This window comes from Streptomyces albipurpureus (assembly GCF_023701525.1).
Classification (GTDB): domain Bacteria; phylum Actinomycetota; class Actinomycetes; order Streptomycetales; family Streptomycetaceae; genus Streptomyces; species Streptomyces albipurpureus.
In genome coordinates this window covers 29,038-52,161 of sequence record NZ_JAMQAW010000010.1, presented here as the reverse complement: position 1 = coordinate 52,161, position 23,124 = coordinate 29,038, and the positions used below count along the sequence as shown (strand labels likewise).

The 23,124-nt window shown below is 68.3% G+C and carries 19 protein-coding genes; 8 read left to right on the top strand and 11 right to left on the bottom strand.

The window, feature by feature from the left end:
- Nucleotides 1-22 precede the first annotated feature (22 nt).
- Nucleotides 23-175: a hypothetical protein gene (locus tag NBG84_RS12280; protein ID WP_250919410.1), complete on the bottom strand. Its 153-nt coding sequence runs from the start codon at nt 173-175 to the stop codon at nt 23-25.
- Nucleotides 176-364: 189 nt separating this feature from the next.
- Here NBG84_RS12280 and NBG84_RS12275 point away from each other — a divergent pair, with 189 nt between their 5' ends.
- Nucleotides 365-1,276: an NYN domain-containing protein gene (locus tag NBG84_RS12275; protein WP_250919409.1), complete on the top strand. Its 912-nt coding sequence runs from the start codon at nt 365-367 to the stop codon at nt 1,274-1,276.
- A 15-nt stretch (nt 1,277-1,291) separates the two neighbouring features.
- On the opposite strand, the gene NBG84_RS12270 is transcribed toward NBG84_RS12275, so the two are convergent.
- Together NBG84_RS12270 and NBG84_RS12265 are read right to left on the bottom strand one after the other, a co-directional pair.
- Nucleotides 1,292-2,158 carry an alpha/beta fold hydrolase gene (locus NBG84_RS12270; protein ID WP_250919408.1) on the bottom strand — a complete coding sequence of 289 codons (867 nt, stop codon included), beginning with the start codon at nt 2,156-2,158 and terminating at the stop codon, nt 1,292-1,294.
- 140 nt (nt 2,159-2,298) lie between these two features.
- On the bottom strand, nt 2,299-4,305 hold the full coding sequence (locus NBG84_RS12265) for a DEAD/DEAH box helicase (RefSeq protein WP_250919747.1): 2,007 nt from the start codon (nt 4,303-4,305) through the stop codon (nt 2,299-2,301).
- A gap of 553 nt (nt 4,306-4,858) precedes the next feature.
- Between NBG84_RS12265 and NBG84_RS12260 the strand changes: the two genes are divergently transcribed.
- Nucleotides 4,859-5,584 carry a ferritin-like fold-containing protein gene (locus NBG84_RS12260; RefSeq protein ID WP_250919407.1) on the top strand — a complete coding sequence of 242 codons (726 nt, stop codon included), beginning with the start codon at nt 4,859-4,861 and terminating at the stop codon, nt 5,582-5,584.
- 11 nt (nt 5,585-5,595) lie between these two features.
- Here the strand turns inward: NBG84_RS12260 and NBG84_RS12255 are convergent, their stop codons facing one another.
- The 4 genes from NBG84_RS12255 to NBG84_RS12240 all read right to left on the bottom strand — a co-directional run bounded on the left by NBG84_RS12255 (nt 5,596) and on the right by NBG84_RS12240 (nt 7,883).
- Nucleotides 5,596-5,865 (bottom strand): hypothetical protein, encoded by a 270-nt coding sequence (locus tag NBG84_RS12255; RefSeq protein WP_250919406.1) that lies wholly within the window; start codon nt 5,863-5,865, stop codon nt 5,596-5,598.
- A gap of 610 nt (nt 5,866-6,475) precedes the next feature.
- Nucleotides 6,476-6,703: a DUF3107 domain-containing protein gene (locus tag NBG84_RS12250; protein ID WP_250919405.1), complete on the bottom strand. Its 228-nt coding sequence runs from the start codon at nt 6,701-6,703 to the stop codon at nt 6,476-6,478.
- A gap of 130 nt (nt 6,704-6,833) precedes the next feature.
- On the bottom strand, nt 6,834-7,487 hold the full coding sequence (locus tag NBG84_RS12245; RefSeq protein WP_250919404.1) for a TetR/AcrR family transcriptional regulator: 654 nt from the start codon (nt 7,485-7,487) through the stop codon (nt 6,834-6,836).
- A 156-nt stretch (nt 7,488-7,643) separates the two neighbouring features.
- Complete coding sequence (locus tag NBG84_RS12240; RefSeq protein ID WP_250919403.1) at nt 7,644-7,883, bottom strand: hypothetical protein; 240 nt, start codon at nt 7,881-7,883, stop codon at nt 7,644-7,646.
- 155 nt (nt 7,884-8,038) lie between these two features.
- Between NBG84_RS12240 and NBG84_RS12235 the strand changes: the two genes are divergently transcribed.
- Both NBG84_RS12235 and NBG84_RS12230 read left to right on the top strand, forming a co-directional pair.
- Nucleotides 8,039-9,013, top strand: coding sequence for an alpha/beta fold hydrolase (locus NBG84_RS12235; protein WP_250919402.1), 975 nt, complete (start codon nt 8,039-8,041; stop codon nt 9,011-9,013).
- Between the two features lie 9 nt (nt 9,014-9,022).
- Nucleotides 9,023-10,534 (top strand): DUF3152 domain-containing protein, encoded by a 1,512-nt coding sequence (locus NBG84_RS12230; protein ID WP_425608623.1) that lies wholly within the window; start codon nt 9,023-9,025, stop codon nt 10,532-10,534.
- A 393-nt stretch (nt 10,535-10,927) separates the two neighbouring features.
- Here the strand turns inward: NBG84_RS12230 and NBG84_RS12225 are convergent, their stop codons facing one another.
- Nucleotides 10,928-11,521, bottom strand: coding sequence for a hypothetical protein (locus NBG84_RS12225; protein ID WP_250919401.1), 594 nt, complete (start codon nt 11,519-11,521; stop codon nt 10,928-10,930).
- 359 nt (nt 11,522-11,880) lie between these two features.
- Here NBG84_RS12225 and NBG84_RS12220 point away from each other — a divergent pair, with 359 nt between their 5' ends.
- The 3 genes from NBG84_RS12220 (at nt 11,881) to moeZ (ending at nt 14,984) form a co-directional block, all read left to right on the top strand.
- Complete coding sequence (locus NBG84_RS12220; protein ID WP_250919400.1) at nt 11,881-12,849, top strand: NAD-dependent epimerase/dehydratase family protein; 969 nt, start codon at nt 11,881-11,883, stop codon at nt 12,847-12,849.
- Nucleotides 12,837-13,742 (top strand): spherulation-specific family 4 protein, encoded by a 906-nt coding sequence (locus NBG84_RS12215; protein ID WP_250919399.1) that lies wholly within the window; start codon nt 12,837-12,839, stop codon nt 13,740-13,742. Before NBG84_RS12220 ends, NBG84_RS12215 begins: the two co-directional genes overlap by 13 nt.
- A gap of 63 nt (nt 13,743-13,805) precedes the next feature.
- A complete protein-coding gene (moeZ, locus tag NBG84_RS12210) occupies nt 13,806-14,984 on the top strand; it encodes an adenylyltransferase/sulfurtransferase MoeZ (RefSeq protein ID WP_250919398.1) in 1,179 nt (392 codons plus the stop codon).
- A gap of 590 nt (nt 14,985-15,574) precedes the next feature.
- On the opposite strand, the gene NBG84_RS12205 is transcribed toward moeZ, so the two are convergent.
- The 3 genes from NBG84_RS12205 to NBG84_RS12195 all read right to left on the bottom strand — a co-directional run bounded on the left by NBG84_RS12205 (nt 15,575) and on the right by NBG84_RS12195 (nt 22,182).
- Entirely contained in the window at nt 15,575-17,170 is a 1,596-nt protein-coding gene (locus NBG84_RS12205; RefSeq protein ID WP_250919397.1) for an alpha/beta hydrolase, read from the bottom strand.
- Nucleotides 17,171-17,397: 227 nt separating this feature from the next.
- The gene (locus NBG84_RS12200; protein WP_250919396.1) at nt 17,398-19,065 is read right to left on the bottom strand and encodes an alpha/beta hydrolase; all 1,668 of its coding nucleotides are present in this window, start codon (nt 19,063-19,065) and stop codon (nt 17,398-17,400) included.
- A gap of 135 nt (nt 19,066-19,200) precedes the next feature.
- Nucleotides 19,201-22,182, bottom strand: coding sequence for a lysylphosphatidylglycerol synthase transmembrane domain-containing protein (locus NBG84_RS12195; protein WP_250919395.1), 2,982 nt, complete (start codon nt 22,180-22,182; stop codon nt 19,201-19,203).
- 302 nt (nt 22,183-22,484) lie between these two features.
- Here NBG84_RS12195 and NBG84_RS12190 point away from each other — a divergent pair, with 302 nt between their 5' ends.
- Nucleotides 22,485-23,066 (top strand): MGMT family protein, encoded by a 582-nt coding sequence (locus tag NBG84_RS12190; RefSeq protein WP_250919394.1) that lies wholly within the window; start codon nt 22,485-22,487, stop codon nt 23,064-23,066.
- Nucleotides 23,067-23,124: the final 58 nt, after the last annotated feature.

Below are 23,124 nucleotides of genomic sequence, written 5' to 3'. Positions count from 1 at the left end.
CGTCAGGAGTGCGTCGATGGCACTACAAGGCCGACGATTCGGCCGGACGGATATAGATGCGCTGGCCGGTAGCCGCGGCCTGCTGCACGATCCGATTGACGGAGGCGGCGTCTACGACGGTGCTGTCCACGGCGCTGCCGTCGACATCGTCGAGTCGCATGATTTCGAAGCGCAAGGCTTCTCCCTTCGTCTGATCCTCCAGATGGAGAACTGATGGTGGCGCACACGTCTCACTACGGTATGTACGCGGGTTCCACTGTTTCTCAACTGCGATGCACGCTGCAAATATTCCTTACACTAAAGAAAATCTTTGGCACCCTAACTACTGGCGGGTACCGCCGAGCGCCCGGAGAATGAGCTCCGTATGAACGACGCAACGATCGACACAGCTATGGCCCAGATCAGTGCCCGTCTGGAGCGCACCAACGAGCTACTGCACAGGATGCTCGCCGAGGTGGCCAAAACGCCGTCCACCCATGCCATCTTCGTGGACGCGGGTTACGTCTACGCTGCGGCAGGATTGCTAGTTGCCGGCACCGAGGACAGACGCTCCTTCGATCTGGACGCGGAAGGCATGATCGACGCGTTCATCGACAAGGCCCGCACGATCTTCGCCGACAGCAGGTTGCTCCGGGTCTACTGGTACGACGGCGCCCGACGCCGCATCCCCACACCGGAGCAGCAGTCGATCGCCGAACTGCCCGATGTCAAAGTGCGACTCGGCAACCTCAACGCCAACAACCAGCAGAAGGGCGTCGACTCGCTCATCCGCACCGACCTGGAATCACTCGCCCGGCATCGGGCGATCAGCGACGCGGCTCTGGTAGGCGGCGACGAGGACCTGGTCTCCGCGGTCGAGGCGGCTCAGGGGTACGGGGCCCGCGTCCATCTCTGGGGCATCGACGCGGCCGACGGCAGCAACCAGGCCGAAGCACTGCGCTGGGAAGTCGACAGCACCCGCACCTTCGACCTGGACTTCTGCCGCCCCTATCTCACCCGGCGCGCCGTGACGACCTACGAGAACGAAGGCGCGCCGCCGCCCTCGCGCGAAGAGGTGCGATTCGTGGGGGCCCGGATCGCGGCCACCTGGCTGGCCGAACGGGGAAGCGACTCCCTCGCCGAGCTACTGCCGGGACACCCCTATCTGCCGGGGCCCGTCGATCAGGACCTGCTGATCGAGGCGGAGGGGCTGCTGCAACGCTCACTGCGCGGGCACGCGGTGCTCAGACGCGCGCTACGAGACGGGTTCTGGCAGCACCTTCAGTCCCAGTTCTGACCCTGGCGGGCGGCCTCAGTGACCGGCCCAGAACCCCGCGACGGCCTCCGACGTCTCGCGTGGACGGTCGGTGTTCGGCGAGTGATCAGCCCCGGCGACGACGGTACGGCGCGCACCGAGCCGCTTCGCCATGTCATCGAGCAGCGGAACCGGCCAGGTGTCGTCGCGCTCGCCGCTGACCACATGAACGGGAAGCCCCGGTACGGCCGCCAGCTCGTCGACCCGGTCCGGTTCCACGGTCAGCTGACGACCGGTGGTGATGAGCTGGGCCGGGTTGTGACGCAACCACCGCCGGCGTAGATCCCGCCCGTCGATGTCCGTCTCCTCCGGTGTCTCGAACGCCCTCATCGCCTCCCAGACCTCGTCCATGCCCAACACCGAGAGCGCCTCGGTCAGCAGCCGTACCTTCTCCTGCTGAGCAGGGCTGATCTGCGCGGGGCCGGAAGCCATCAGCGTGAGCGTCCGAAAGGGCAGCGGAGCCTGCCCCGCGACCGCCTTGAGAACGGCGGCCCGAGCGATCTGCCCCCCGAGCGAGTGCCCGAGCAGATGCACCGGCCCGTCGGCCGCGACGGCTTCCACCTGCGCCAACACATCGAGCGCCAACTCGTCCTGCGAGTACGCATGACCATCCGAAGGCCCGTCCGACTCGAACTGCCCCCGCCCATCCACCGAGACCACCCGGAATCCGGCCCCGGTGAGCGGATCGAGCATGGCGATGAAGTCCTCCTTGCTCCCCGTGAAACCAGGCAACAAGAGCGCGGTACCCGCGCCCCCACGTGCCTCCGCAGGCCGCGCATCGAGTACGGCGAAGTCCCCGCGCGAGGTACGCAGCGTACGGGCACGGGCACAGGACGGCGGGGCGAAGGTCGGGGGACGACTCATGAGGCTGAGGGTACTGGGGCTGGGGTTGGTTTTTTGGGGCTCGGGGTGAGGACGACCCAACACGAGGCACAAAGGGCCGCCAGGCCCCAACGCAGAACGACCCGACCCCATTCAGGGGCCGGGTCGTCCAGCAGACCGGGTCAGGCTTCCGGTTGGGCCGTTGCCTTTGCGGTGCGGGTGCGGCGGCGGGGCGTCGCCTCCGCGGCCGGGACCTCGGCCGTTGCGGCCACTGTCTTGCGGGTCCGGCGCGGTGGCTTGACCTCGGCTTCCGGGGTGGTGACGGCTTGGACAGCCTTCACCGCGCGGGTCCGACGGGGCTTTGCCTCGACGGCCTCGGGCGATGTCACCGCCTCCACGGCCTTGACCGCGCGGGTGCGGCGGCGGGGCTTGGTTTCGGCCTCGGCGTCGGTGGCGGGTGCCACCTCGGCCTCGGCCGTCTCCACGGCCTGCACAGCGCGGGTGCGGCGGCGCGGCTTGGTTTCGGCCGGCGCCTCCGGTGCGGTGACGGCCTCCACAGCAGCCTCTACGGCTTCCACCACGGTCTCCACGGCCTTGACCGCGCGAGTGCGCCGCCGACGCGGCTTGCTCTCCGAGTCGGCCTCTTGGATCGGCTCGGCAGGCTGAGCCGGTACCTGACCGACCGGCGCCGGGGCGACGGTCGGTTCGGCGGTCTCCACCATGGTGGGGGCTGCCGACGCGATGGCAGTGTCCGCACCAGTGCTTCCCACGCGGGTCCTGCGCCGGCGCCTGGGCGAACGAGGCTGTGAAACCTCTTCACTCGCCGAGGAATCCAGTGCGGGAGAATCCAGCGCCGGGGATTCCAGGCTCTCGGTGGTGGTCTCCGCCGATGTGCCACCCCGGGTGCGGCGACGCTGACGCGGGGTCCTCGTACGCGCCGGGCGTTCTTCCACGGCCGGGGCCGTGGTGGTGGCCGCGGCCTTGCGGCCCCGTCCGCCGGTCTCGCCCAGGTCTTCCACTTCCTCAGCCGCCAGGCCCGCGCGAGTCCGCTCGGCCCGGGGCAGCACACCCTTGGTGTCCCGCGGGATGCCCAGTTCCTCGAAGAGGTGCTCGGAGGTGGAGTAGGTCTCGACCGGGTCCGGGAACTTGAGGTCGAGCGCCTTGTTGATCAGCTGCCAGCGGGGGATGTCATCCCAGTCCACCAGAGTGACCGCGGTGCCCAGGGCGCCGGCGCGTCCGGTGCGGCCGATGCGGTGGAGGTAGGTCTTCTCATCCTCGGGGGACTGGTAGTTGATGACATGGGTCACGCCCTCCACATCGATGCCGCGCGCGGCGACATCGGTGCAGACCAGTACGTCCACCTTGCCGTTGCGGAACGCCCGCAGGGCTTGCTCGCGCGCGCCCTGGCCCAGGTCGCCGTGGACCGCCCCGGAGGCGAATCCTCGGCGAGCGAGCTGCTCGGCGATATCGGCAGCGGTTCGCTTCGTACGGCAGAAGATCATGGCGAGGCCACGGCCGTCCGCCTGGAGAATCCGTGAGACCAGCTCCGGCTTGTCCATGGAGTGGGCCCGGTAGACACGCTGGGTGGTGTTGGCCACCGTCGCGCCCGCATCGTCCGGCGAGGTCGCGGAGATGTGTGTGGGCTGGGTCATATAGCGGCGAGCCAGCCCGATGACCGCGCCCGGCATCGTTGCCGAGAAGAGCATGGTCTGCCGCTTCGGAGGCAGCAGCTGGATGATCTTCTCAACGTCCGGCAGGAAGCCGAGGTCGAGCATCTCGTCGGCCTCGTCGAGCACAAGCGAGCGGATCTTGGAAAGATCGAGCTTCTTCTGACCGGCGAGGTCGAGCAGGCGACCGGGGGTGCCGACGATCACATCGACGCCCTTGCGCAGGGCCTCGACCTGAGGCTCGTAGGCGCGGCCCCCGTAGATCGCGAGCACGCGGACATTGCGTACCTTGCCCGCGGTGAGCAGGTCATTGGTCACCTGGGTGCACAGCTCGCGGGTGGGAACCACCACGAGCGCCTGCGGCGCGTTGGTGAGCTGCTCGGGCGTGGCCCGGCCGGCCTCAACGTCAGCGGGGACGGTGACGCGCTCCAGTAGCGGCAGACCGAAACCGAGGGTCTTGCCAGTGCCTGTCTTGGCCTGGCCGATCACATCGGTGCCGGAGAGCGCGACGGGAAGCGTCATCTCCTGAATGGGGAAGGGGGACAGAATGCCGACGGCTTCGAGTGCCTCGGCGGTTTCGTCCAGGATTCCAAGATCCCGGAAAGTCATAGGCTGCGTAGTCAGGGTGTTGCCTCTTCTGTGAGACGCGACGTGACGCGAACGATGGGGGTCGTGCCGCACCTGGGTACTAGGCCGACCGTGGATTGGCCGGATGGCGCGGGACCACTGCCTTCGCTCAAGCGCTCGTGCCGCTGAGGGGCCCCTCATCTGCGGTGATACGCGGGGGCGCATATCCGCACGGAGGGCGGTCGGGTCGGAGCCGATCGTGCCACCGACCGGGCATCCTCATGGGGAGTCGGGAAGATAAAGATCTTCCCAACAATCACTGTCAAACACTGTGATCGCCCGCCGAGAAATCAGAACACTCAGCAGGCGCAATACCACTGTACCCCGGATTCGCGCATGTGTGTTGGGCGAATCCGTAGGAACCGGGGCAGCGTCCTGGTAGGAATGGGCTCCGAGCACTCCTGACCAGGCCCTTACCACCCTCGGTAAGCGGGCTATTGTGCCCGTCATGGAGACGCCTGACAACGCCACAGAACCGACCGGGATCGCCGCCCAAAACTGGGCCACCGCATCCGCGGACCCCCAGTACCGCGCCGCGGTAGTAGATCTTCTCGGCGCGCTTGCCTATGGCGAGCTGGCCGCCTTTGAGCGGCTTGCCGAAGACGCCAAGCTCGCGCCCACCCTCGGTGACAAAGCGGAGCTGGCCAAAATGGCCTCTGCGGAGTTCGGGCACTTCGAGCGCCTGCGGAATCAGCTCACCGCCATCGACGCGGAGCCGACGGCCGCGATGGAGCCCTTCGCCCAGGCGCTGGATGACTTCCACCGCCAGACCGCTCCGTCCGATTGGCTGGAGGGGCTGGTCAAAGCCTATGTGGGCGACTCGATCGCCAGTGATTTCTACCGTGAGGTCGCCGCCCGTCTTGACTCGGACACCAGGGCGCTGGTGCTGGCGGTGCTCGATGACACGGGGCACGGGAACTTCGCGGTGGAGAAGGTGCGGGCTGCCATTGACGCCGATCCGCGTCTTGGCGGGCGGCTCGCCCTGTGGGCGCGCCGGCTGATGGGCGAGGCACTGTCCCAGGCACAGCGGGTCGTGGCCGAGCGGGACGCTCTCTCCACCATGTTGGTCGGGGGAGTGGAAGGTGGATTCGACCTGGCCGCGGTGGGTGAGATGTTCACCCGGATCACCAAGGCGCACACCAGGCGAATGGCCGCACTGGGGCTCGCGGCTTGAGACCTGCTGGGTCAGAAGTGAATGACCCGCCGCAGTCGTCGGGCTGACGGCCGCAGCAGCAGCGAGAGCAGTACGGCCCCGATCAGGACCGCACCCACCAGCGTCCCGAGGAACTGGCCGGGGCCAAGCGCCGCATGCGTCACATAGGCCCCGAAGAGCGCACCGAGCGAGCCGGTGAGGAAGACGGCGCGGCGCTCCGGAAGACGGTCCGCGAGATGACGGTCGGCCAGCCACGCGAGCGCGAGGCCGAGCAGAACGGAACCGAGCGCTTCCCAGAGCACTGCTGATCACCTCGCGGACACTGATACGGCCAAGTCGGTCTAGCCGGTACTACCCGTTGACCACGGAAAGCAATCATCCGCGTAAGGGCAGGCGGAGCTGGCTGGTTACCGCTCTTGGGGAAGGATGAACCGGCCAGCGAACGGGAAGGGAACCCGGCCCGAGCTGAGCGGTGCCCTGATGGGACGGTTTCGCTGGCCGCCCTGCCGTCCAAGGACCACCCATGCCGGGGCTCAGCCCCAGCGCAAGAGGGGCGGGCACCGGCCCAGAACCAGCCGATCGACCGGACTCACACATGACCGGGCTCGCACATCGAGTCAGTCGCTCAAGCCCCGGGACCGTCTCCAGATCCCTCCCCTGGCCGTTCCCGTGTCGTCAGGCGTCCCGGAGTGGGAGAACGTAACCCTGCTGATGTTCTTCGGAGCGGGAGAACATCGGCTCCCGCTCCCGCTCCCGCGAGAACCATGACGCTGCCAGCTGACGGGGCATCGCACCGGCCGCGGTGAAGCGTGGTGTCGCGCGGCTACTCACCCGTGCTGCCGGTTCGCCCACGGTCCGGGGCCCCGGCGCAAGTGCTCCGCCGGGGCCCCGAACTGCTCGACTGAAGTCGTCCTACAGCGCGCCGAAGCCCACCCGCCGTGTCGCGGACTCGCCGATCTCCACGTACGCGATCCGGTCCGAAGGGACCAGAATCTTGCGGCCCTTGTCGTCCGAGAGGCTGAGCAGCTGAGCCTTGCCGGCCAGCGCCTCACCCACGGCGCGCTCCACGTCCTCGGCGGAGTCCCCGCTCTCCAGAACGATCTCCCGGGGCGCGTGCTGCACGCCGATCTTGACCTCCACGGCTATGTCCCTCCGAACGGTCAGTGCGTTGCGCGGTCATTCGCGCCGTACCCAGCACACATTAGCCGGGTCGGGGCAGTGGGCTGCCGCCCCGGGTGAACGCCATGAGCGAACAGCGCCGCCCCTGCGCTCAACTCTGTTCGGTCAGGGACTCCGCACCGTGCAGCGGGAAGCCTGCGATGCCCCGCCAGGCAAGCGAGGTCAGCAGCTGCACCGCCGTCTCCCGAGGGATGCTCGATCGGCTGGACAACCAGTACCGGGCGACCACCTGGGAGACCCCGCCCAGACCCACGGCCAGCAACATGGACTCGTCCTTGGACAGTCCGGTGTCCTCCGCGATCACCTCGGAGATCGCCTCGGCGCACTGGAGGGAGACCCGCTCGACCCGCTCGCGCACCGCGGGTTCATTGGTGAGGTCCGACTCGAAGACCAGCCGGAAGGCTCCGCCCTCGTCCTGGACGTAGGCGAAGTAGGCGTCCATGGTCGCCGCGACCCGCTGCTTGTTGTCGCTGGTTGACGCGAGCGCGGTGCGGACCGCCTGGAGCAGCGCCTCGCAGTGCTGGTCCAGGAGGGCGAGATAGAGGTCCAGCTTGCCCGGAAAGTGCTGGTAGAGCACGGGCTTGCTGACGCCTGCCCGCTCGGCGATGTCATCCATTGCGGCCGAGTGGTAACCCTGTGCCACGAATACTTCCTGGGCCGCGCCCAGAAGCTGGTTCCTGCGGGCTCGGCGTGGCAGACGCGTGCCTCGCGGGCGCGCTGCCTCTGTCTGCTCGATGGCTGTCACGCCGCCTCCCAAAATCTGTAATGTGCGCGCTGTGCGCCGCGCCTGCCATCGTACTTTTGGGTAACCCAGGCGTGGGCGTCGCGGACGCAGAATTTCATGGACCGGACAGTCGCGGTAGCTCCCTATTGGTGGGCAAAGAGGTCAAGGTCAGTCAGGTCATCGATAGTCGTCCTCATCGAGGGCGACCACCCTTGCCTGTTCTATGGCGTCCGCCTCATTCGAGCGGTCTTTGTCGATGTGGGGCTGTGGGTCATCACGCTCCGGACGCACGTCCTGCTGCTGCTCGGCGGCGTCTGCTTCGGGGACCTCGCCGCCGCTTGAGCCGGCCCCGCTTGAGTTGTCCCCGTTGGTCTCGTCGTCGTAGACGGTCTCTGGTTCGGTGGGATCGATAGCCATAAGGCGCCGCTTTCCCGAGAGCAGGTTTGCTCATCCTTGGAGCTTTAGTGATGGTCCTTGTCTATGAAGCGTAGGAGCTACTGATTCGCGGCGCTACGTGATGTGTGATGCCGAACACACGATTCGCGGTGTGATCCTCTCGTAACATTGCACCCATGTCTTCGACCGAGCTGCCGGACACCCTCTCCGCCACCGCCGACGAGGCACCCACACCTGTCAGACCCCGAACCGCGCGGGTCGCCGAAGGGGAGCAGTTGCGCTCCGTCGCGCTGGCCGGATGCACCCTTTCGGTCAGATCCCGCCCGCCGGCGCGCGTCGGACTGCCACCCGCGCTCTACGTCCACGGCCTCGGCGGCTCCTCGCAGAACTGGTCGCCGCTGATGCCGCTGCTTGAGGACATCGTGGACGGCGAGGCGGTTGACCTCCCCGGGTTCGGTGACTCTCCGCCGCCGGACGACGGCAACTACTCGGTGACCGGACATGCCCGGGCGGTCATCCGCTATCTCGACTCCTCGGGCCGCCCACCCGTCCATCTGCTCGGAAACTCCCTCGGGGGCGCCGTGTGCGTCCGGGTCGCGGCGGTGCGGCCCGATCTTGTACGCACGCTCACGCTCGTCTCGCCCGCGCTGCCCGAGATCCGGGTGCAGCGCAGTGCGGTGCCCACGGGGATGCTCGCACTGCCCGGAATCGCCCGGCTGTTCAGTAGATTGACCAAGGACTGGACTCCGGAACAGCGCACCAGGGGAGTGATGGCTCTCTGTTACGGAGACCCCTCCCGAGTCTCCGACGAAGCGTTGCGGCATGCGGTGGACGAGATGCAGCGCCGCGTCCAACTCCCCTATTTCTGGGATGCGATGGCCCGCTCGGCGCGGGGTATCGTCGATGCCTACACGCTGGGTGGCCAACACGGACTGTGGCGACAGGCGGAGCGGGTGCTCGCGCCAACGCTCTTGGTCTACGGCGGGCGGGACCAGCTTGTCTCGTACCGTATGGCAGGCCGTGCGGCCGCGACATTCCGGGACTCGCGGCTGCTGACGCTGCCGGACGCCGGGCATGTGGCGATGATGGAGTACCCGGAGACGGTTGCGCAGGCCGTCCGAGAACTGTTTGACGACATTGGTAGGAGCTGATCGGGGCCCGTGGGACGACACAGCCGCAAAGGTCCCGCACCCAAGGGCCCGGACCGCGATCCACAACCCGGCGCACAGAAGTCCGATATTCGAGAATCCGGTACGTACGGCTCCGGTGCGTCGGGCGCAGTCAATCCCGCTTCTCGTCCACGTGAATCCCGCTCCTACGAGCCCGATGCCGCGGCCCGTTCCCTGCCGGCGGCACCCGCTGGCTATCAACCGGCCGCCTTCCCTTCCCCGCCCATTGACGGCGGTCCGGCCCGGCGCAATGCGCAGCCGACCCGGCCCGAACACGCGGCCGCTGGATATGGACCAGCGCAGGCCCGCGGAGGGCACCCCGAACAGCGGGAAGCGGGCGGCGGTTGGGGAACTCCGCAGCCGCCGCGAGCCAATGGCGTACCTGGCGAGCCGGGCCGCGCGGGTGAAGCGGGTGGATCCCCCGGCCGTAGGGATCGCCAGAGCGGCGTGCGCAAGCCGCAGCGGGCCGGCGCTCCCGCGGGGATGCCGGGTGTGCGGGGCGCCATGGCCCAGGGGCCGCGGATACCGGGACCGCGCAAGGAGTTCGTTGAGGCATTCGACGGCGGCCGCCCGCCCGCATCCCCGGACGAGGCCTACGCCTCCGTCACCACCTGGCCCGACACCACGGAGACCGTCGAGCAGGGCACGCCCGACCTGGCGGTACCCGTCGATGTCCGCATCTCCCCGCAGAGGCCCAAGACCAGCAAGGGGCGTACGTTCACCGGTGTCGCAGCGGCGGCCGTGACCACGGTCCTCGCCATCGTCGTGGCCGGTCAGGTCGCGGAGGAGACGGAGAAGGAACCCGGCACCGCCACCACCAGCGAGGAGCGCGGCGGCGAGGGCCCGGCCTCTCGTTCGGATGGCCGACCGGCCCCCGCGCAGCAGTTGGAACCGGCCGCACCCACTTATGAGCAGTTGATGGCGGCACCGTTCCCCATTGATCCGGAGTTGACCGCCGGCGGCACCTTTGAAGCGGTTCCTGGATTCGACAAGGCGCCGGGTAAGGGCCGAAAGATCCGCTATCAAGTGGATATTGAGAAGGGTCTGGGAATGGACGGCCTGCTTTTTGCGACCGCCGTTCAGAAAACCCTTAATGATGAGCGGAGTTGGGCGCACAAAGGTGCCATGACATTTGAGCGGATTTCCTCTGGCGAGCCCGATTTCATCATTACCCTCGCCAGTCCGGGCACCACTGATGTGTGGTGCGCAAAATCCGATCTTGACACCTCGATCGAAAAGGTCAGTTGTGATTCCGCATCGACCGACCGGGTAATGATCAACGCTTTCCGCTGGGCGCAGGGCTCGGACACCTACGGCCCTCAGGCCATGTACGCCTACCGTCAGATGCTCATCAATCATGAAGTCGGGCACCGCCTTGGCCATGGCCATGTGAACTGCTCGACCAAGGGGGCGCTCGCGCCGGTGATGCAGCAGCAGACGAAGTCCCTGAAGATCAAGGGGATCACCTGCCGGCCCAACCCCTGGGCCCACCCGGAGGGATAGCCCTCCCAGCCCGCTTCGACCGCATTCCGGGACGCCCTTCTCGTGATTCGAGAAGGGCGTTCCCTGTCGAGGGAGTGGACCTCCATCGGCGCCCCCCGGCCCGTGCCGCCGCTCCCTCGCGATGCCCCTGGCCGAGCCGGGTCGTACAGCCCTTCGGGGCCCTGAACAGCTGTTTCGGTGGGGAGCGATGCGCCTCCTGGTCGGCCATTCGTCGTATCGCCTGTTCATCGCCCACCCGACCAGGCCCCCACCCATACGGAGCATGACACTCCGTGTCGGTGATCTCTCTTAGCGCGACGAAACGCCATGTGGGTGTGAAAGTTACGTGTATTCACCCCTTCCGGTGGCGCGACGGACAACCGTCCATCGCGCCACCATCACACCGGCTTACCGTCATCCCGCTGTGGTCACCGGATCAACGGTGGCTGTCACCAAGGGAGATCGGGGGCGGGATCGGTGCGGACTACGCTGCTCACGGACGGTGTTCATCCCTGTGCGCCACGTGGCTGCCGGCCCGGCTGCGGCCATCTGGCGCGTGGACTCACCCAGCACCAGTTCGCCATCCACCACTCCGCTGGGCCCCGACCCCCGCTTGAGCCTCGATGTGTCAGCACCGTCCCTCCCCGGCCGGACGGGCACGGGGTACGCCCCCACGGGCGCCGCGCACGGCACCGCTTCGCCCACCACCTTCAGCAGCCCGTCCGTGTGAGCCGTAGCGATGATCTCCACGGTTTCGCCGTACTCGCCCGCGACCACGGCGCCGCGCTCCGCGCCGAACCCGTCACGCGCAACCAAGGCGCCGTCGGCCGGGGCCCCCGCTCCCTCCCCGCCCCGGCCCCAGACCCTCTCGCCCCCGCCGACACCTCGGAGCGGGCCCAGCGCCACCCCTCCTCCAGCAGGCACGGCGAGCGTGCCCAGCGGCGCCATGGCCAGCACGGCGACCCCGCCGGTTGCGCCGGTGCCCTGAGTGCGACCGGCCATCGCCATGCCGCATCCAGCGGACAGCCGACCCTCCACGACTTGTTGGCTAAACGCTTCTTCGAGGTCCCGCTCACACCGTCGCACCACCTGACCCCGCGAAAGGGGCCCTGACCCAGGCCCCGACCCGCACCGAATGACCAGCCCCTGTCTACCGCTTCGCGGGCTGTCGACCACGGACCGCGTGACCCGCATCCATCGCCCAGGCCCCCAGGCCGTAGCTCACCGGCCACCAAGACCACCCGCGGCGCCGACACCGCGGGCGAGAACCCAGTAACAGCAACTGCCTGCATCAACCCGCAAAAGGAGAAACACCACATGACCACCCAACCTCCGACCGCGACCCGTCGGCACAGAAGGGGCACGCGATGAGGGTGCTGTTGCTCGGAGCCAACGGGTTCCTCGGCCGTTTCGTCGCCGACCGGCTGCTCGCCGACCCCGCCGTGCACCTGACCGCTCTCGGTCGCGGCGACGACGCCGATGTCCGCTTCGATCTCGCCGGCGGCAGCCCGGGCGCGCTGACCCGCTTCCTCAGCGCTGTCCACCCGGGTGTCGTCATCAACTGCGCCGGCGCGACTCGCGGTGGCGCCCGCGAGCTGACCAGGCACAACACCGTTGCCGTTGCCACCGTCTGCGAGGCGCTGCGCCGCAGCGGCTGCGGGGCCCGGCTCGTCCAACTCGGCTGCGCCTCCGAGTACGGGCCGTCCCAGCAGGGTTCGTCCACCGCCGAGGACGCCATCCCGAGACCGGGCGGCCCCTATGGGGTGAGCAAGCTCGCAGCGACCGAACTGGTCCTGGGCTCCGGTCTGGACGCCGTGGTGCTGAGGGTCTTCTCACCGGTGGGACCGGGCACCCCGGCCGGTTCCCCCCTGGGCCGGCTCGCCGAGGCGATGCGCCGCGCGATGCAGTCGGGCGACGGCGAACTCAAGCTCAGCGGCCTGGGGGTGCAACGCGACTTCGTTGACGTACGGGATGTGGCCAGGGCAGTGCACGCGGCCTCGCTCTCGGCGGCCCAGGGGGTGGTGAACATCGGGACGGGCCGCGCGGTACGGCTACGCGATGCGGCGTCGGTACTGGCCAGGGTCGCCGGATTCGCCGGCTCCCTGCACGAGGTGGACACCCCGCCCGGCCGGCCACCGGGCATGGGGATCGGAGCACCGCGCTCCGAATCCGTACTGGAGCAGCTGGGCGCCACCCCCGTCCCCTACCCCGACGGGTGCGGCGGCTGGCAGCAGGCGGATGTACGCACCGCGCGCGACCGGCTCGGCTGGCGCCCCCGCATCAACCTGGAGGAGTCGCTCGCCGACATCTGGATGGAGGCGGCATGTCGCATCTGACGACCAGGGGCACCCAACTGTCCGCGACCGGCGCGGAGGAGCTCGGCCTCGGGGTCCCCGGGTGTGCCCATCCGCTGCTCGCACCCACCGAGTGGGCGGGGCTGTCCCGCCCCGGCGCCCCGCTGCACTGGGTCGTCCTCAATGTCGCCAACGGGCCGGGAGAGCGACCCGATCCGCACTGCCTGGCGGCGGCGGGGCGGCTGACGAACGCTGGGGTGCGGGTGCTGGGGCACCTTGACCTGGCGTATGGCTGGCGCTCCCACCACGATCTGATCGCCGAGGCGCAGCACTATCTCCAGTGGTACCGGGTGGGCGGGTTCCTGCTGGATCGCTGTCCGGTGGACCGGGTGGATCTGCCCGCGGTACGCCGGGTGACGGGGACCCTGGCAGCGCTGTCGGACGGAGGGCATCTGGTGCTGGGGCACGGCACCCACCCCTACCCCGGATACATGGAAGCCGCCGATCAGCTGGTCACCTTCTCCGGGCCGTGGGCCGACTACCGCTGGTCGCAGGTGGCCGAGTGGACCGCCAACCATCCACCGGAGCGATTTGCGCACTTTGTCCATGGGGTGCCCCGCACTCATCTGGAAGAGGCGACCCGCATCGCCCGCTGGCAGGGTGCGGGCACCATCTTCTTCACGGACCGCACCGACCGGCTTGACCGCTTGGGCAGACTCGATGGTGACGGCGACGCCGACGCCGACCGTCCAGAACCTCCCCCATCTCTCGACGAGCTGGTCGATGGGACGGGGATGGGGGCCCTCCAGGGGCAGCGACACCAGAGTGCTCTACGACTCGGCGGAGCGCAGAGCGGGCAGATAGCCCCCTTTGAGACGCTGCCCGGCTACTGGGACGAATTCGTCTCGCAGATCGGACCGGGTGTCTCGGAATGAGGAGGCGCGTGGCAGTGTTACCGGAGAACAACCCTACTGACTTACCGACGCAACGGAGTCCCCGTGTCGCTGCCACCCCTGGTCGAGCCAGCTGCTGAGCTCACCGTCGACGAGGTCCGCAGGTACTCCCGCCACCTGATCATCCCCGACGTCGGGATGGACGGGCAGAAGCGGCTGAAGAACGCCAAGGTGCTGTGTGTCGGCGCCGGCGGCCTCGGGTCGCCGGCATTGATGTACCTTGCGGCGGCCGGTGTCGGCACGCTCGGCATCGTGGAGTTCGACGAGGTCGACGAGTCGAACCTTCAGCGCCAGATCATTCACAGCCAGGCCGACATCGGCCGCTCCAAGGCCGAGTCCGCCAAGGACTCGGTCCTGGGCATCAACCCGTACGTGAATGTCGTCCTTCACAAGGACCGGCTCGAAGCCGAGAACGTGATGGACATCTTCAGCCAGTACGACCTGATCGTGGACGGCACGGACAACTTCGCCACCCGTTACCTCGTCAATGACGCCTGCGTGCTGCTGAACAAGCCGTACGTCTGGGGCTCCATCTACCGCTTCGACGGTCAGGCCTCCGTCTTCTGGTCCGAGCACGGACCCTGCTACCGCTGCCTCTACCCCGAGCCCCCGCCGCCGGGCATGGTCCCCAGCTGCGCCGAGGGCGGTGTGCTCGGTGTGCTCTGCGCCTCCATCGGCTCCATCCAGGTCACCGAGGCGATCAAGGTCCTCACCGGAGTCGGCGACTCGCTCGTCGGACGGCTGATGATCTACGACGCCCTGGAGATGCAGTACCGCCAGGTCAAGATCCGCAAGGACCCGAACTGCGCGGTGTGTGGCGAGAACCCCACCGTCACCGAACTCATCGACTACGAGGCCTTCTGCGGAGTCGTCTCCGAAGAGGCCCAGGAAGCGGCGGCCGGTTCGACCATCACTCCCAAGCAGCTCAAGGAGTGGATCGACGAGGGCGAGAACATCGAGATCATCGATGTCCGTGAGGTCAACGAGTACGAGATCGTCTCCATCCCCGGCGCCACGCTGATTCCCAAGAACGAGTTCCTCATGGGGACGGCGCTCCAGGGCCTGCCGCAGGACAAGAAGATCGTCCTGCATTGCAAGACGGGTGTCCGGAGCGCGGAGGTGCTGGCGGTCCTGAAGTCGGCAGGTTTCGCCGATGCCGTGCACGTCGGCGGCGGCGTGATCGGTTGGGTCCACCAGATCGAGCCCAGCAAGCCGATCTACTGATATTCGCAGCCATCAGCCGGGGCCCCGATCGTTGTCGATCGGGGCCCCGGCCTTCTGCCGTGCCGAGGCCAGGAGCGAGGGGCCGACGATCTTCCTCCCTCGGTTGCTGCCCGAGGTGCCGCTGGTCCCCCCTCCCGCTCGGTGGGGCGGCTCAGGAGGCAGCCCCGGCCGCCAGGAGCGGAACAGATGAGGGTCTCGGTCAGGCCGCCTACGGCATGGAAGGCCTTCTCGGCGGCACCCCCCACAGAGCCAGTCCTGCGGGCCTCGGTTGAGGTCCTGGCACGCTCGGCAACCGGGTGGGACCGTCCGCATCGACCTGGCCTTGCAGCCGGTCCAGAACGCCTGTCGCATCGCTCATGGCAGAAGATGTCGGTGAGCCAGGGGCTCGGTCGGGGCGCGGCGCGTCCATCGGTGGTTCGACGCGCTGACTGAACCGGCACCCGTGCGGAGAGCGGCCGACCGGGATGGGCGCTGGCCCTGCGCATGACCTCCGCAACCGGGCGATCCACGATCAGCATCGAACGTGACGTCTGACCATGCGCCGTGAGCCTCTGAGCTGGCTACTCGTCCGCCGTGGCGACACCCGTGCCTCACGCGTCGGAACAGGTCTTTCCGTCGACCGGGACCTTCCCCTCCAGCAGGTAGCCGTCCACCGTCTTGGTGACGCACTTGCTGGTGCCGTAGGCGCCGTGGCCCTCGCCCTTGTTGGTCACCAGCACACCCACGCCCTGTCCCAGCTCATCCGCCATCTTCTGGGCCCCTTCGTAGGGAGTGGCCGGGTCGCCCGTGGTGCCGATGACCAGAATGGGGTCGGCACTCTTTGCCGACACCTCCGGCGTCACCCACTCGCCGGGCACCGGCCAGTCCGCACACCATCCGGCCAAGTCCCAGGCCAGATACGGGCCAAAGACCGGGGACACCTTGGTGAAATCGGCTAGGTGGCGAGCCCTGACATCCGCTGCCGACACCTTCCCCTTGGTGTCGGCGCACGATATCGCGCGCTGCGAGTGGTCACGAGTGGTGTAGTCGCCCTTGTCGTCCCGCCCGTTGTAGGAGTCCGCGAGCAGCAGTAGTTGGGTGCCGTCGCCTTTCTCCGCTTTCTTCAAGGCGTCCGTCAGATACTCCCACTGGCTTTCCGAATACAGCGGGAGGACTATTCCGGTGAGTGCCAGGCTCTCGGTCAGATCACGACCCGTGTCCGTGGACATCGGCTTGCGGTCCAGCCGGTCCAGCAGCTTGACGACCGAGGCGGTGCCGTCCTTCGCGCTGATGCCCCGGCTCTTGAAGTAGTTGTCCAGAGCCCGCTGAAAGCCCAGCGTCTGGTTACGGGCGTGTCCCACGTAGTCGGCGCTGGGGTCCACCACCGCGTCGAGGACGAGTCGGCCCACCTTGCCCGGGAACAAGTGGGCGTAGACGGCGCCCAACTCGGTGCCGTAGGAGAAGCCCAGGTAGTGGAGCTTGCTGTCGCCGAGGACCTGACGCATCAGATCCATGTCCCGAGCCGCGTTGGAGGTGCCGACATGGGGGAGCACCTTGCCCGACCTCTTCGCGCAGCCCGCGCCGAAGGCCCGGGAGTCCTTGAGGTAGGCCTGCTCCTCCGCCGGAGTGTCCGGGGTGTTGTCCAACCGGAAGGCCGCCTCGGCCTGCTTGCTGTCACGGCACACCACCGCAGAGCTCTCGGCGACTCCGCGCGGATCAAAACTGACCAGGTCATAGCGGCTCTGCAAGGTCTTGAAGTCCTCGGAGCCACCCGGCAGCGCGGCGACACCGGAACCGCCAGGCCCGCCGAAGTTGAACAGCAGGGAGCCAAGACGCTTGCCCGGGTTCTTCGCCTTCGCCCGGATCATGGCGATGCCGATCGTCTCCCCGGAGGGCTTGCCGTAGTCCAATGGCGCCTTCAGCGTGGCGCACTGCCACTCCGCGCTCGGCTTCTGCGCATAGCTGCCATAGGCCTTGGTGGGCGCCTTGCACCGCTTCCAGCCGAGCTCCTGGTCCGTGAGCGCGGCGGGCAGGGGCGCCTGCGCTGTCGACGCGGTGGCACCGGGCGCGGTGGGCTTGGCCGCCGACGGCGCGGCGCTGCTGCTCTCGGCCCTCGGCTTGTCGTCCTGGCCCGAGCCGTCGCTGCATCCCGCCGCCCCGACCAGCAGCACTCCTGCCGTGGCCAGCACGCCAGCACGCACTCGCATGGTCCTGTACACCGCGCCCCCCATGGCTTTTGTGATCTTCCGACATCCTAAGCGGCCGCACTGACACCCCACCCGGCGGCCGCCCCGCCTCAGGCGACGAGATCCCGCAGTACAGGGGTACCGCGCACGGTTCTGACCTCGGGTGCCAGGCTGTCCGGCGGTGGACTGACGACCTCGGCCAGCGGCGTGGCCCAGGGCATTCCCGTACAGCCGGGGTGCGACAGTCGTTATGCCAGGTGCCTATGGCTGGTTCCCAGCTGCTGTACGGATGATGTCCCCCGGTCCGCCATTCGCTGGGCCTGGGGTGTTCCGCCCTCCTTGCAGACGGTTCCGGAGGCGGGGACCGTGCCTTGGAGGAGATAGGCGTTCACGGCCTGCTGGACACACCGGTTGCCGCTGTTGTAGGCGCCGTGCCCGTCACCGTCGTAGGTCAACTCGATGCCCACCCCCTTGCCCAGCGCCTGGGCCATGGCCTTCGCACCCTCATAGGGGGTGGCCGGGTCACCGGTGTTGCCGATGATGAGGATCGGTGGCGCTCCCGGCGCGGAGACATCGGGCGAGGTCCACTCACCGGGCACCGGCCACTTCGTACAGCCCAGCAGGCCCCAGCCGAGATAGTCGCCGAAGACGGGCGAAGCCGCGCGGAACTCCGGCAGCTTCTCCTTCGTCTGCTTCAACGAGTAGCGCTCCTTGGAATCGACACAGTTGATGGCCGCGTTGGCAGCACCGGAATTGCTGTAGTGGCCGTTGTCGCTACGGCCGTTCATCGCGTCGGAGAGCGCGAGCAGGAGAGCGCCGTCGCCGCCGTCCGCCTCATCGAGTCCCTGCTCCAGCAGTTCCCAGTACTCGGTGGAGTACAGCGACTGCGCGATGCCGTTGGTGGCCTGGGTCTGGGTCAGTTCGCGGTCACCGATGCCCGGGATCGGCTTCTTGTCCAGTTGCCGAAGGAGCTGGAGAATGCCGTCCTGGATCTCCCGCACCGAGGTCCCGGGGAGCGGACACTCATCACCGCGGGCGACACAGTTCTCGGCGAACCTGGTGAGGGCGAGCTGAAATCCCCGGGTCTGTCCGAGCGAGCTCTGCTCCGCGTCCTTCGTGGGATCGACAACGGCGTCGAAGACCGCCCGGCCGACGTTCCCGGGGTACAGATGGGCATAGACCCCGCCCAACTCGGTGCCGTAGGAGATGCCGAAGTAGTACAGCTTGTCGTCACCGAGGACTTGGCGCATCAATTCCATGTCCCGGGCCGCGTTGGTGGTGCCGACGTGGGGGAGTTCCGTACCCGAGTTCTCCTCACAGGCATGGGCGTACGACGTCAGACTGTCGGTGTAGGTCCTCTCCTCGGCCGCGTTGTCGGGAGTCGCGTCCTGGGCGTAGTACACATCGAGTTGCTGGTTGTCCTCGCACTCCACCGGCACGCTGCGCCCCACCCCGCGTGGGTCAAAGCTCACCAGGTCGTAGCGGCCGCGCAGGGTGGCGTAGTCCGGGGCGAGGGATGGCAGGGTGGCGACGCCGGAGCCGCCCGGGCCACCGAAATTGAAGATCAGCGAGCCGATCCGATTCTGCTCATCGACTGCCCGCGCGCGGATCAACGCCAGCTCCATGGTTTCCCCGTCGGGTTTGCCGTAGTCCAAGGGGACGTCCATGAAGGAGCACTGCCAGGCAGCGCCGCCAGGTAGCGGCGAGGGTGACGGACCTCCGCCTTCCGCTTCGGAGGGTGGCGGACACGCGGTCCACTTCAGTCGCTGGTCGGCGAAGTCCTCCAGCCGTGATCTGTCCGATCCGCTGTCGGTGCCCTTGTCCTTGTCGCCGCCGTCCGAGCAGCCTGCTGCCAGGAGTACGGCGAGGGAGGCGGCGAAGGCGACGGCACGCACGGCGGAGGAAGTGGTCGGCATGACGCCATCGTCCGGTGCGGCGGAGCGCACCGCCCCTGTGGCGGGCCAAGCGGGTGGTTCAGGGCCCCTGCCGTCCGGCACAGGGCCCTGTGCCGGACCTGTGCACGCCAAGGCCGGAGGTGCACCGGGCCAGGGCTACAGGGCGCCCTTGCGGGTCAGATGGTTGAACATGAACCACCCCGGCAGCACCGGGAGCCACAACGTCAGCATTCGGTACAGCAGCACCGAGGCGGTGGCGACCTCCTTGGGCACCCCGGCCGCGAACAGCCCCAGAATCAAGGCGCCCTCGACCGCGCCCACCCCGCCCGGTGTGGGCGCCGCTGAGCCGATCGCGTTGCCGGCCAGGAAGACCACGGCCAGGCTCGCATAGCTCAATGGCTGGTGTCCGTCGCCGAACGCCCGGATCGAGGCGTCCAGGCACATCACGAACGCGCCGGTCAGCAGCAGCATTCCGCCGATGCCCGTGAGCAGCTTCCCCGGTCGCTGGAGCACATCGAGCATGCGCGGCACCACACCGGCGAACAGTGACCGCAGCCGGGTCGCGACGAACTTCCGCAGGAACGGGATCGCCGTCACCACCAGAACCAACACCGCGACCGTCAGCAGGCCCGCGATCACCGTCCTGGACGGATTGAGCGACGGAGTCTTCTCCGTACCGGTGAGATAGCCGAAGGTGAGCAGCAGCAGGATGTGCGCCCCGAGGCCAAAGAGCTGTGACGCTCCCACACTCGCCACCGCGAGCCCCGGCCGTACCCCTGAGCGCTGGAGGAATCGGGTGTTCAGCGCGACACCGCCCACCGCGGCAGGAGCGACGATCTTGACGAAGGACCCGGCGACCTGTGCGGCCACCGTGCGGGGGAAGGGCACTCGCTCGGGGACGAAGCCCAGCAGGCTCATCGCCGCCGCCACGTACGTCAACGCGGAGAACGCCGCGGCGGCGGCCACCCAGCCCCAGTGCGCATGGCTGAACTCCGTACTGAAGTCATTGCCCGCGAGTTGGGAGAGCAGGAAGTAGGCGGCGACAGCGCCGGCGATCAGACTCACCAGCGTCCGGGGTCGGATCCGCTCCAACCGCACGGGTTCCACCGGAGCCTGCGGTCTGATCAGCAGCACCTGGTGGCGGATCTGGGTGAGCAGATCCTCTTCGCGGGTCTCATCGAGGGCCTCGTCGATGGCCTTCTTGTCGGCCTGCTTCTCGGCCTTGCGTGCCTCCTTGACGCCGTCATCGGCTGCCGCGGCTTCCGCGCGGGCGCGCTTGGCGGCTGCGGACGCCTCCAGCGTTGCTTCCCGCTCCCGCTCGGAGCGCGCGCGGGCGAGCTTGCGCAGCGTCGCCCGGGTGGACCGGGTGAGCGCGATCGGCTGGAGCAGCGGCAGGCAGTCGGCCACCTTGTCGGGGCCGAGCACCTCGACCGCGGTGGCCACCGCCCGCCCGGCGCCCACCCGCAGTCCGATGGTGGTCAGCAGCTGGGCGATGTCCATGCGGAGCACCACATCGCCCGCCGCGATCTCGCCGCCGCGCAGATCGGTCAGGATCACCTTGCCGGAACGATCCACCAAGATGGCGTCGCCGTTCAGTCTGCGATGCGCGATTCGGCGCGACTGGAGCGCTTTGACCTGCTGCCAGGCACCGTGCATCACCTCGTCGGTCATCGCGTCGTCGGTCATCGCGTCGAGCGAGCGCCCACCGAGGTGCTCGTACACGAGCATCACCGCATCGGGCCCCAGCTCCGATGTGGCGATCAACTTGGGTGCGTTGGCTCCCGCGGCGATGGCCGCGTAGGCGAGCAGTGCCTCCTGCTCCAGCGCCTGGCGCAGCGACTGGAGGGAACGGCGGGTGGTGATCGTACGGAGGGTCAGCCGGCGCCAGACGCGGTAGAAGAAGCCCTGGGCCTGCTGTTCTCGGTCGACGACGGTGACATCGAGCGGAGGGCCGTCCTCCAGGGTGACCAGATAGCGACGCCCCCGGTCGTTCTGATCGGAGGAGCCCGCTCCGTCTTGGCGTAGGGACACCAGCTCGGGGACGTCCTCGGCACGCATCGCCTTGACCGGATGGAATCCGACGTGGCGCAGTCCCGCCATCAGGGTCTGGCCGGTCGGCCGTACGTTGGGTGAACCGACGGCGTACAGGGTTCCGTAGGCGACGGTCCAGCCGAGCAGCACGGTGAGGATGATCGAGAAGGGTGTGGTGTATCCGGCGACCAGCATGGCGAACGCGTCGAGCAGCAGCACCACCCAGAGGATCACCCGCCAACGTGGTCTTCGCGCCATCCCGACAGCCGTCATATAGGCGATGACGGGTGCCAGATAGCCATGGACGGGGTCGGTGAGCCCGCCGTTGGTCTGGGTCTGGGTGAGAGCGTCCTGAAGGGTTCCGGGGGCGGCTCTGGCGACCCAGAGATCGGTGGCGAGCGTGACCCCGTGCGCCAGTACGGCGGCGAGAACGCCGTCGGCGATGCGCAGTCCGTCCCGTTTGATCAGCCGCTCGATCGCAAAGGCGACCGGGACCAGCAGTACGGCGATGCTGGAGACCAGACCGGCGAGCTTCACCAGCAGATCGGGGGCCTGGCCGGTGCCCTTGTTGATGTCGTCTTCCAAGCCGGATGTGGTTCCGCTGGCGAAGGCGGCGATCGCGAGCACCACGGCGATGGCGAGGACGCCGATGAGCAGGCGCAGCAGATCGGACGGTCGATGCACCCGAGCGGCGAGTAGGGGCTCATCGCCCGAGACGCGATCGACCCCGCCGATGTCGGGAACGTCCTCGCAGGGGTCGTCGGGCTCGTCGGCCGGTTCCCTCGGCGGCTTCTTCACGGCGGTCTGGCTTCCATCAGCCGCCGCTGCTGCGACGGACGCCTCTGCGGACGGTTCCTTCTCCCGGGTCGGGTGCTGATCGACGGACGGTGGCCCGGTCTCGTCTGCCGACGCCGACGCCGACGCCGTTGTCGACTCGGTCTCGGTCTCGGACTCGGGCTCGGACGCCGACTCGGGCTGGGACGCCGACTCGGGCTGGGACGCCGACTCGGGCTGGGACTCGGACTCGGACTCGGACTCGGACTCGGACTCGGGCTCGGGTGAGGTGAGGTCGGTTCGATCCGGGTCCGCCACCGGAGCGGGACCCATGGGCGGAACAGATGAGTCCGGGTACGTCTCGGTTACAGGGGTGCTCGCCGCCCCGCCTGGCTGCACGCCCTGCTCCTCAGTCGTCTCGAACTCTTCTTGATCTCGTATCACCAGTCACCGCCTGCACGATGGTGGCACGACCTGAGGACAGAGCGGGGAATCAGGGCGTATCGCGGCGACATAGACCGGGTGATAAGAAGCACTTTGTCGAATGAGCCCCATTGTCCACCCCGGCCTCTCCCACGACTGTTTATCCACAGGCACCCCAGGGCCTGTCGGTGCGGTGCGGCAGGATGGGAGAGATGAAAGAACTGCCGGAATACCCCGAGTACGCCGAGAGGGTGCTTGATGTCGCCGAGCTGATCCCGCCCGGCCGGGTGATGACATACGGCGATGTCGCCGAGTGGTTGGGCGAAGGCGGGCCGCGCCAGGTCGGCCGCGCCATGGCGCTCTACGGCGCCGCCGTGTCCTGGTGGCGTGTCGTGCGCGCGGACGGCGTCCTGCTGCCCGGCCACGAGCAGCGCGCGCTCGTCGCCTACCGCACCGAAGGCACCCCCCTGCGCCAGGCCCCGCTCAGCGCCGAAGGCCATCTGCCCCGGCTCGATATGAAACGCGCCCGATGGGACGGCGAAGGCAGCGAGGGTGCGGTCGACGGCGGTCACACCAGACAGCTTCCGCCCGCGGCCGCCGGCGCGGGCACTGTGAGACCCGTTCGGAGTAAGCAGGCCGCCGAGGCGAAAGGCCGCAGCACCAGGACCACGCGGAATCGGAGCACCAAAGGCCAGAGCGGTCAGGCCCGCAGCACGGCAGGGGGGACGAGACGGAAGACGAACCGCACCAAGCACAGCAACGCGGGGCGCGACACGGAAACCCGTACGGAGTGACACCCCGGCGATCAACCCGGCGCATCCCACCGTGCTCCAGACAGCTGGCTCACCCCAG

Bases quoted from the DNA above. Each gene is read 5' to 3' on its own strand.
- NBG84_RS12275 (WP_250919409.1), top strand. From the start codon at position 365: ATGAACGACGCAACGATCGACACAGCTATGGCCCAGATCAGTGCCCGT.
- NBG84_RS12270 (WP_250919408.1), bottom strand. From the start codon at position 2,158: ATGAGTCGTCCCCCGACCTTCGCCCCGCCGTCCTGTGCCCGTGCCCGT.
- NBG84_RS12265 (WP_250919747.1), bottom strand. From the start codon at position 4,305: ATGACGCTTCCCGTCGCGCTCTCCGGCACCGATGTGATCGGCCAGGCC.
- NBG84_RS12260 (WP_250919407.1), top strand. From the start codon at position 4,859: ATGGAGACGCCTGACAACGCCACAGAACCGACCGGGATCGCCGCCCAA.
- NBG84_RS12240 (WP_250919403.1), bottom strand. From the start codon at position 7,883: ATGGCTATCGATCCCACCGAACCAGAGACCGTCTACGACGACGAGACC.
- NBG84_RS12235 (WP_250919402.1), top strand. From the start codon at position 8,039: ATGTCTTCGACCGAGCTGCCGGACACCCTCTCCGCCACCGCCGACGAG.
- NBG84_RS12225 (WP_250919401.1), bottom strand. From the start codon at position 11,521: ATGGCGATGGCCGGTCGCACTCAGGGCACCGGCGCAACCGGCGGGGTC.
- NBG84_RS12220 (WP_250919400.1), top strand. From the start codon at position 11,881: ATGAGGGTGCTGTTGCTCGGAGCCAACGGGTTCCTCGGCCGTTTCGTC.
- NBG84_RS12215 (WP_250919399.1), top strand. From the start codon at position 12,837: ATGTCGCATCTGACGACCAGGGGCACCCAACTGTCCGCGACCGGCGCG.
- NBG84_RS12205 (WP_250919397.1), bottom strand. From the start codon at position 17,170: ATGCGAGTGCGTGCTGGCGTGCTGGCCACGGCAGGAGTGCTGCTGGTC.
- NBG84_RS12200 (WP_250919396.1), bottom strand. From the start codon at position 19,065: ATGCCGACCACTTCCTCCGCCGTGCGTGCCGTCGCCTTCGCCGCCTCC.
- NBG84_RS12195 (WP_250919395.1), bottom strand. From the start codon at position 22,182: ATGGGTCCCGCTCCGGTGGCGGACCCGGATCGAACCGACCTCACCTCA.
- NBG84_RS12190 (WP_250919394.1), top strand. From the start codon at position 22,485: ATGAAAGAACTGCCGGAATACCCCGAGTACGCCGAGAGGGTGCTTGAT.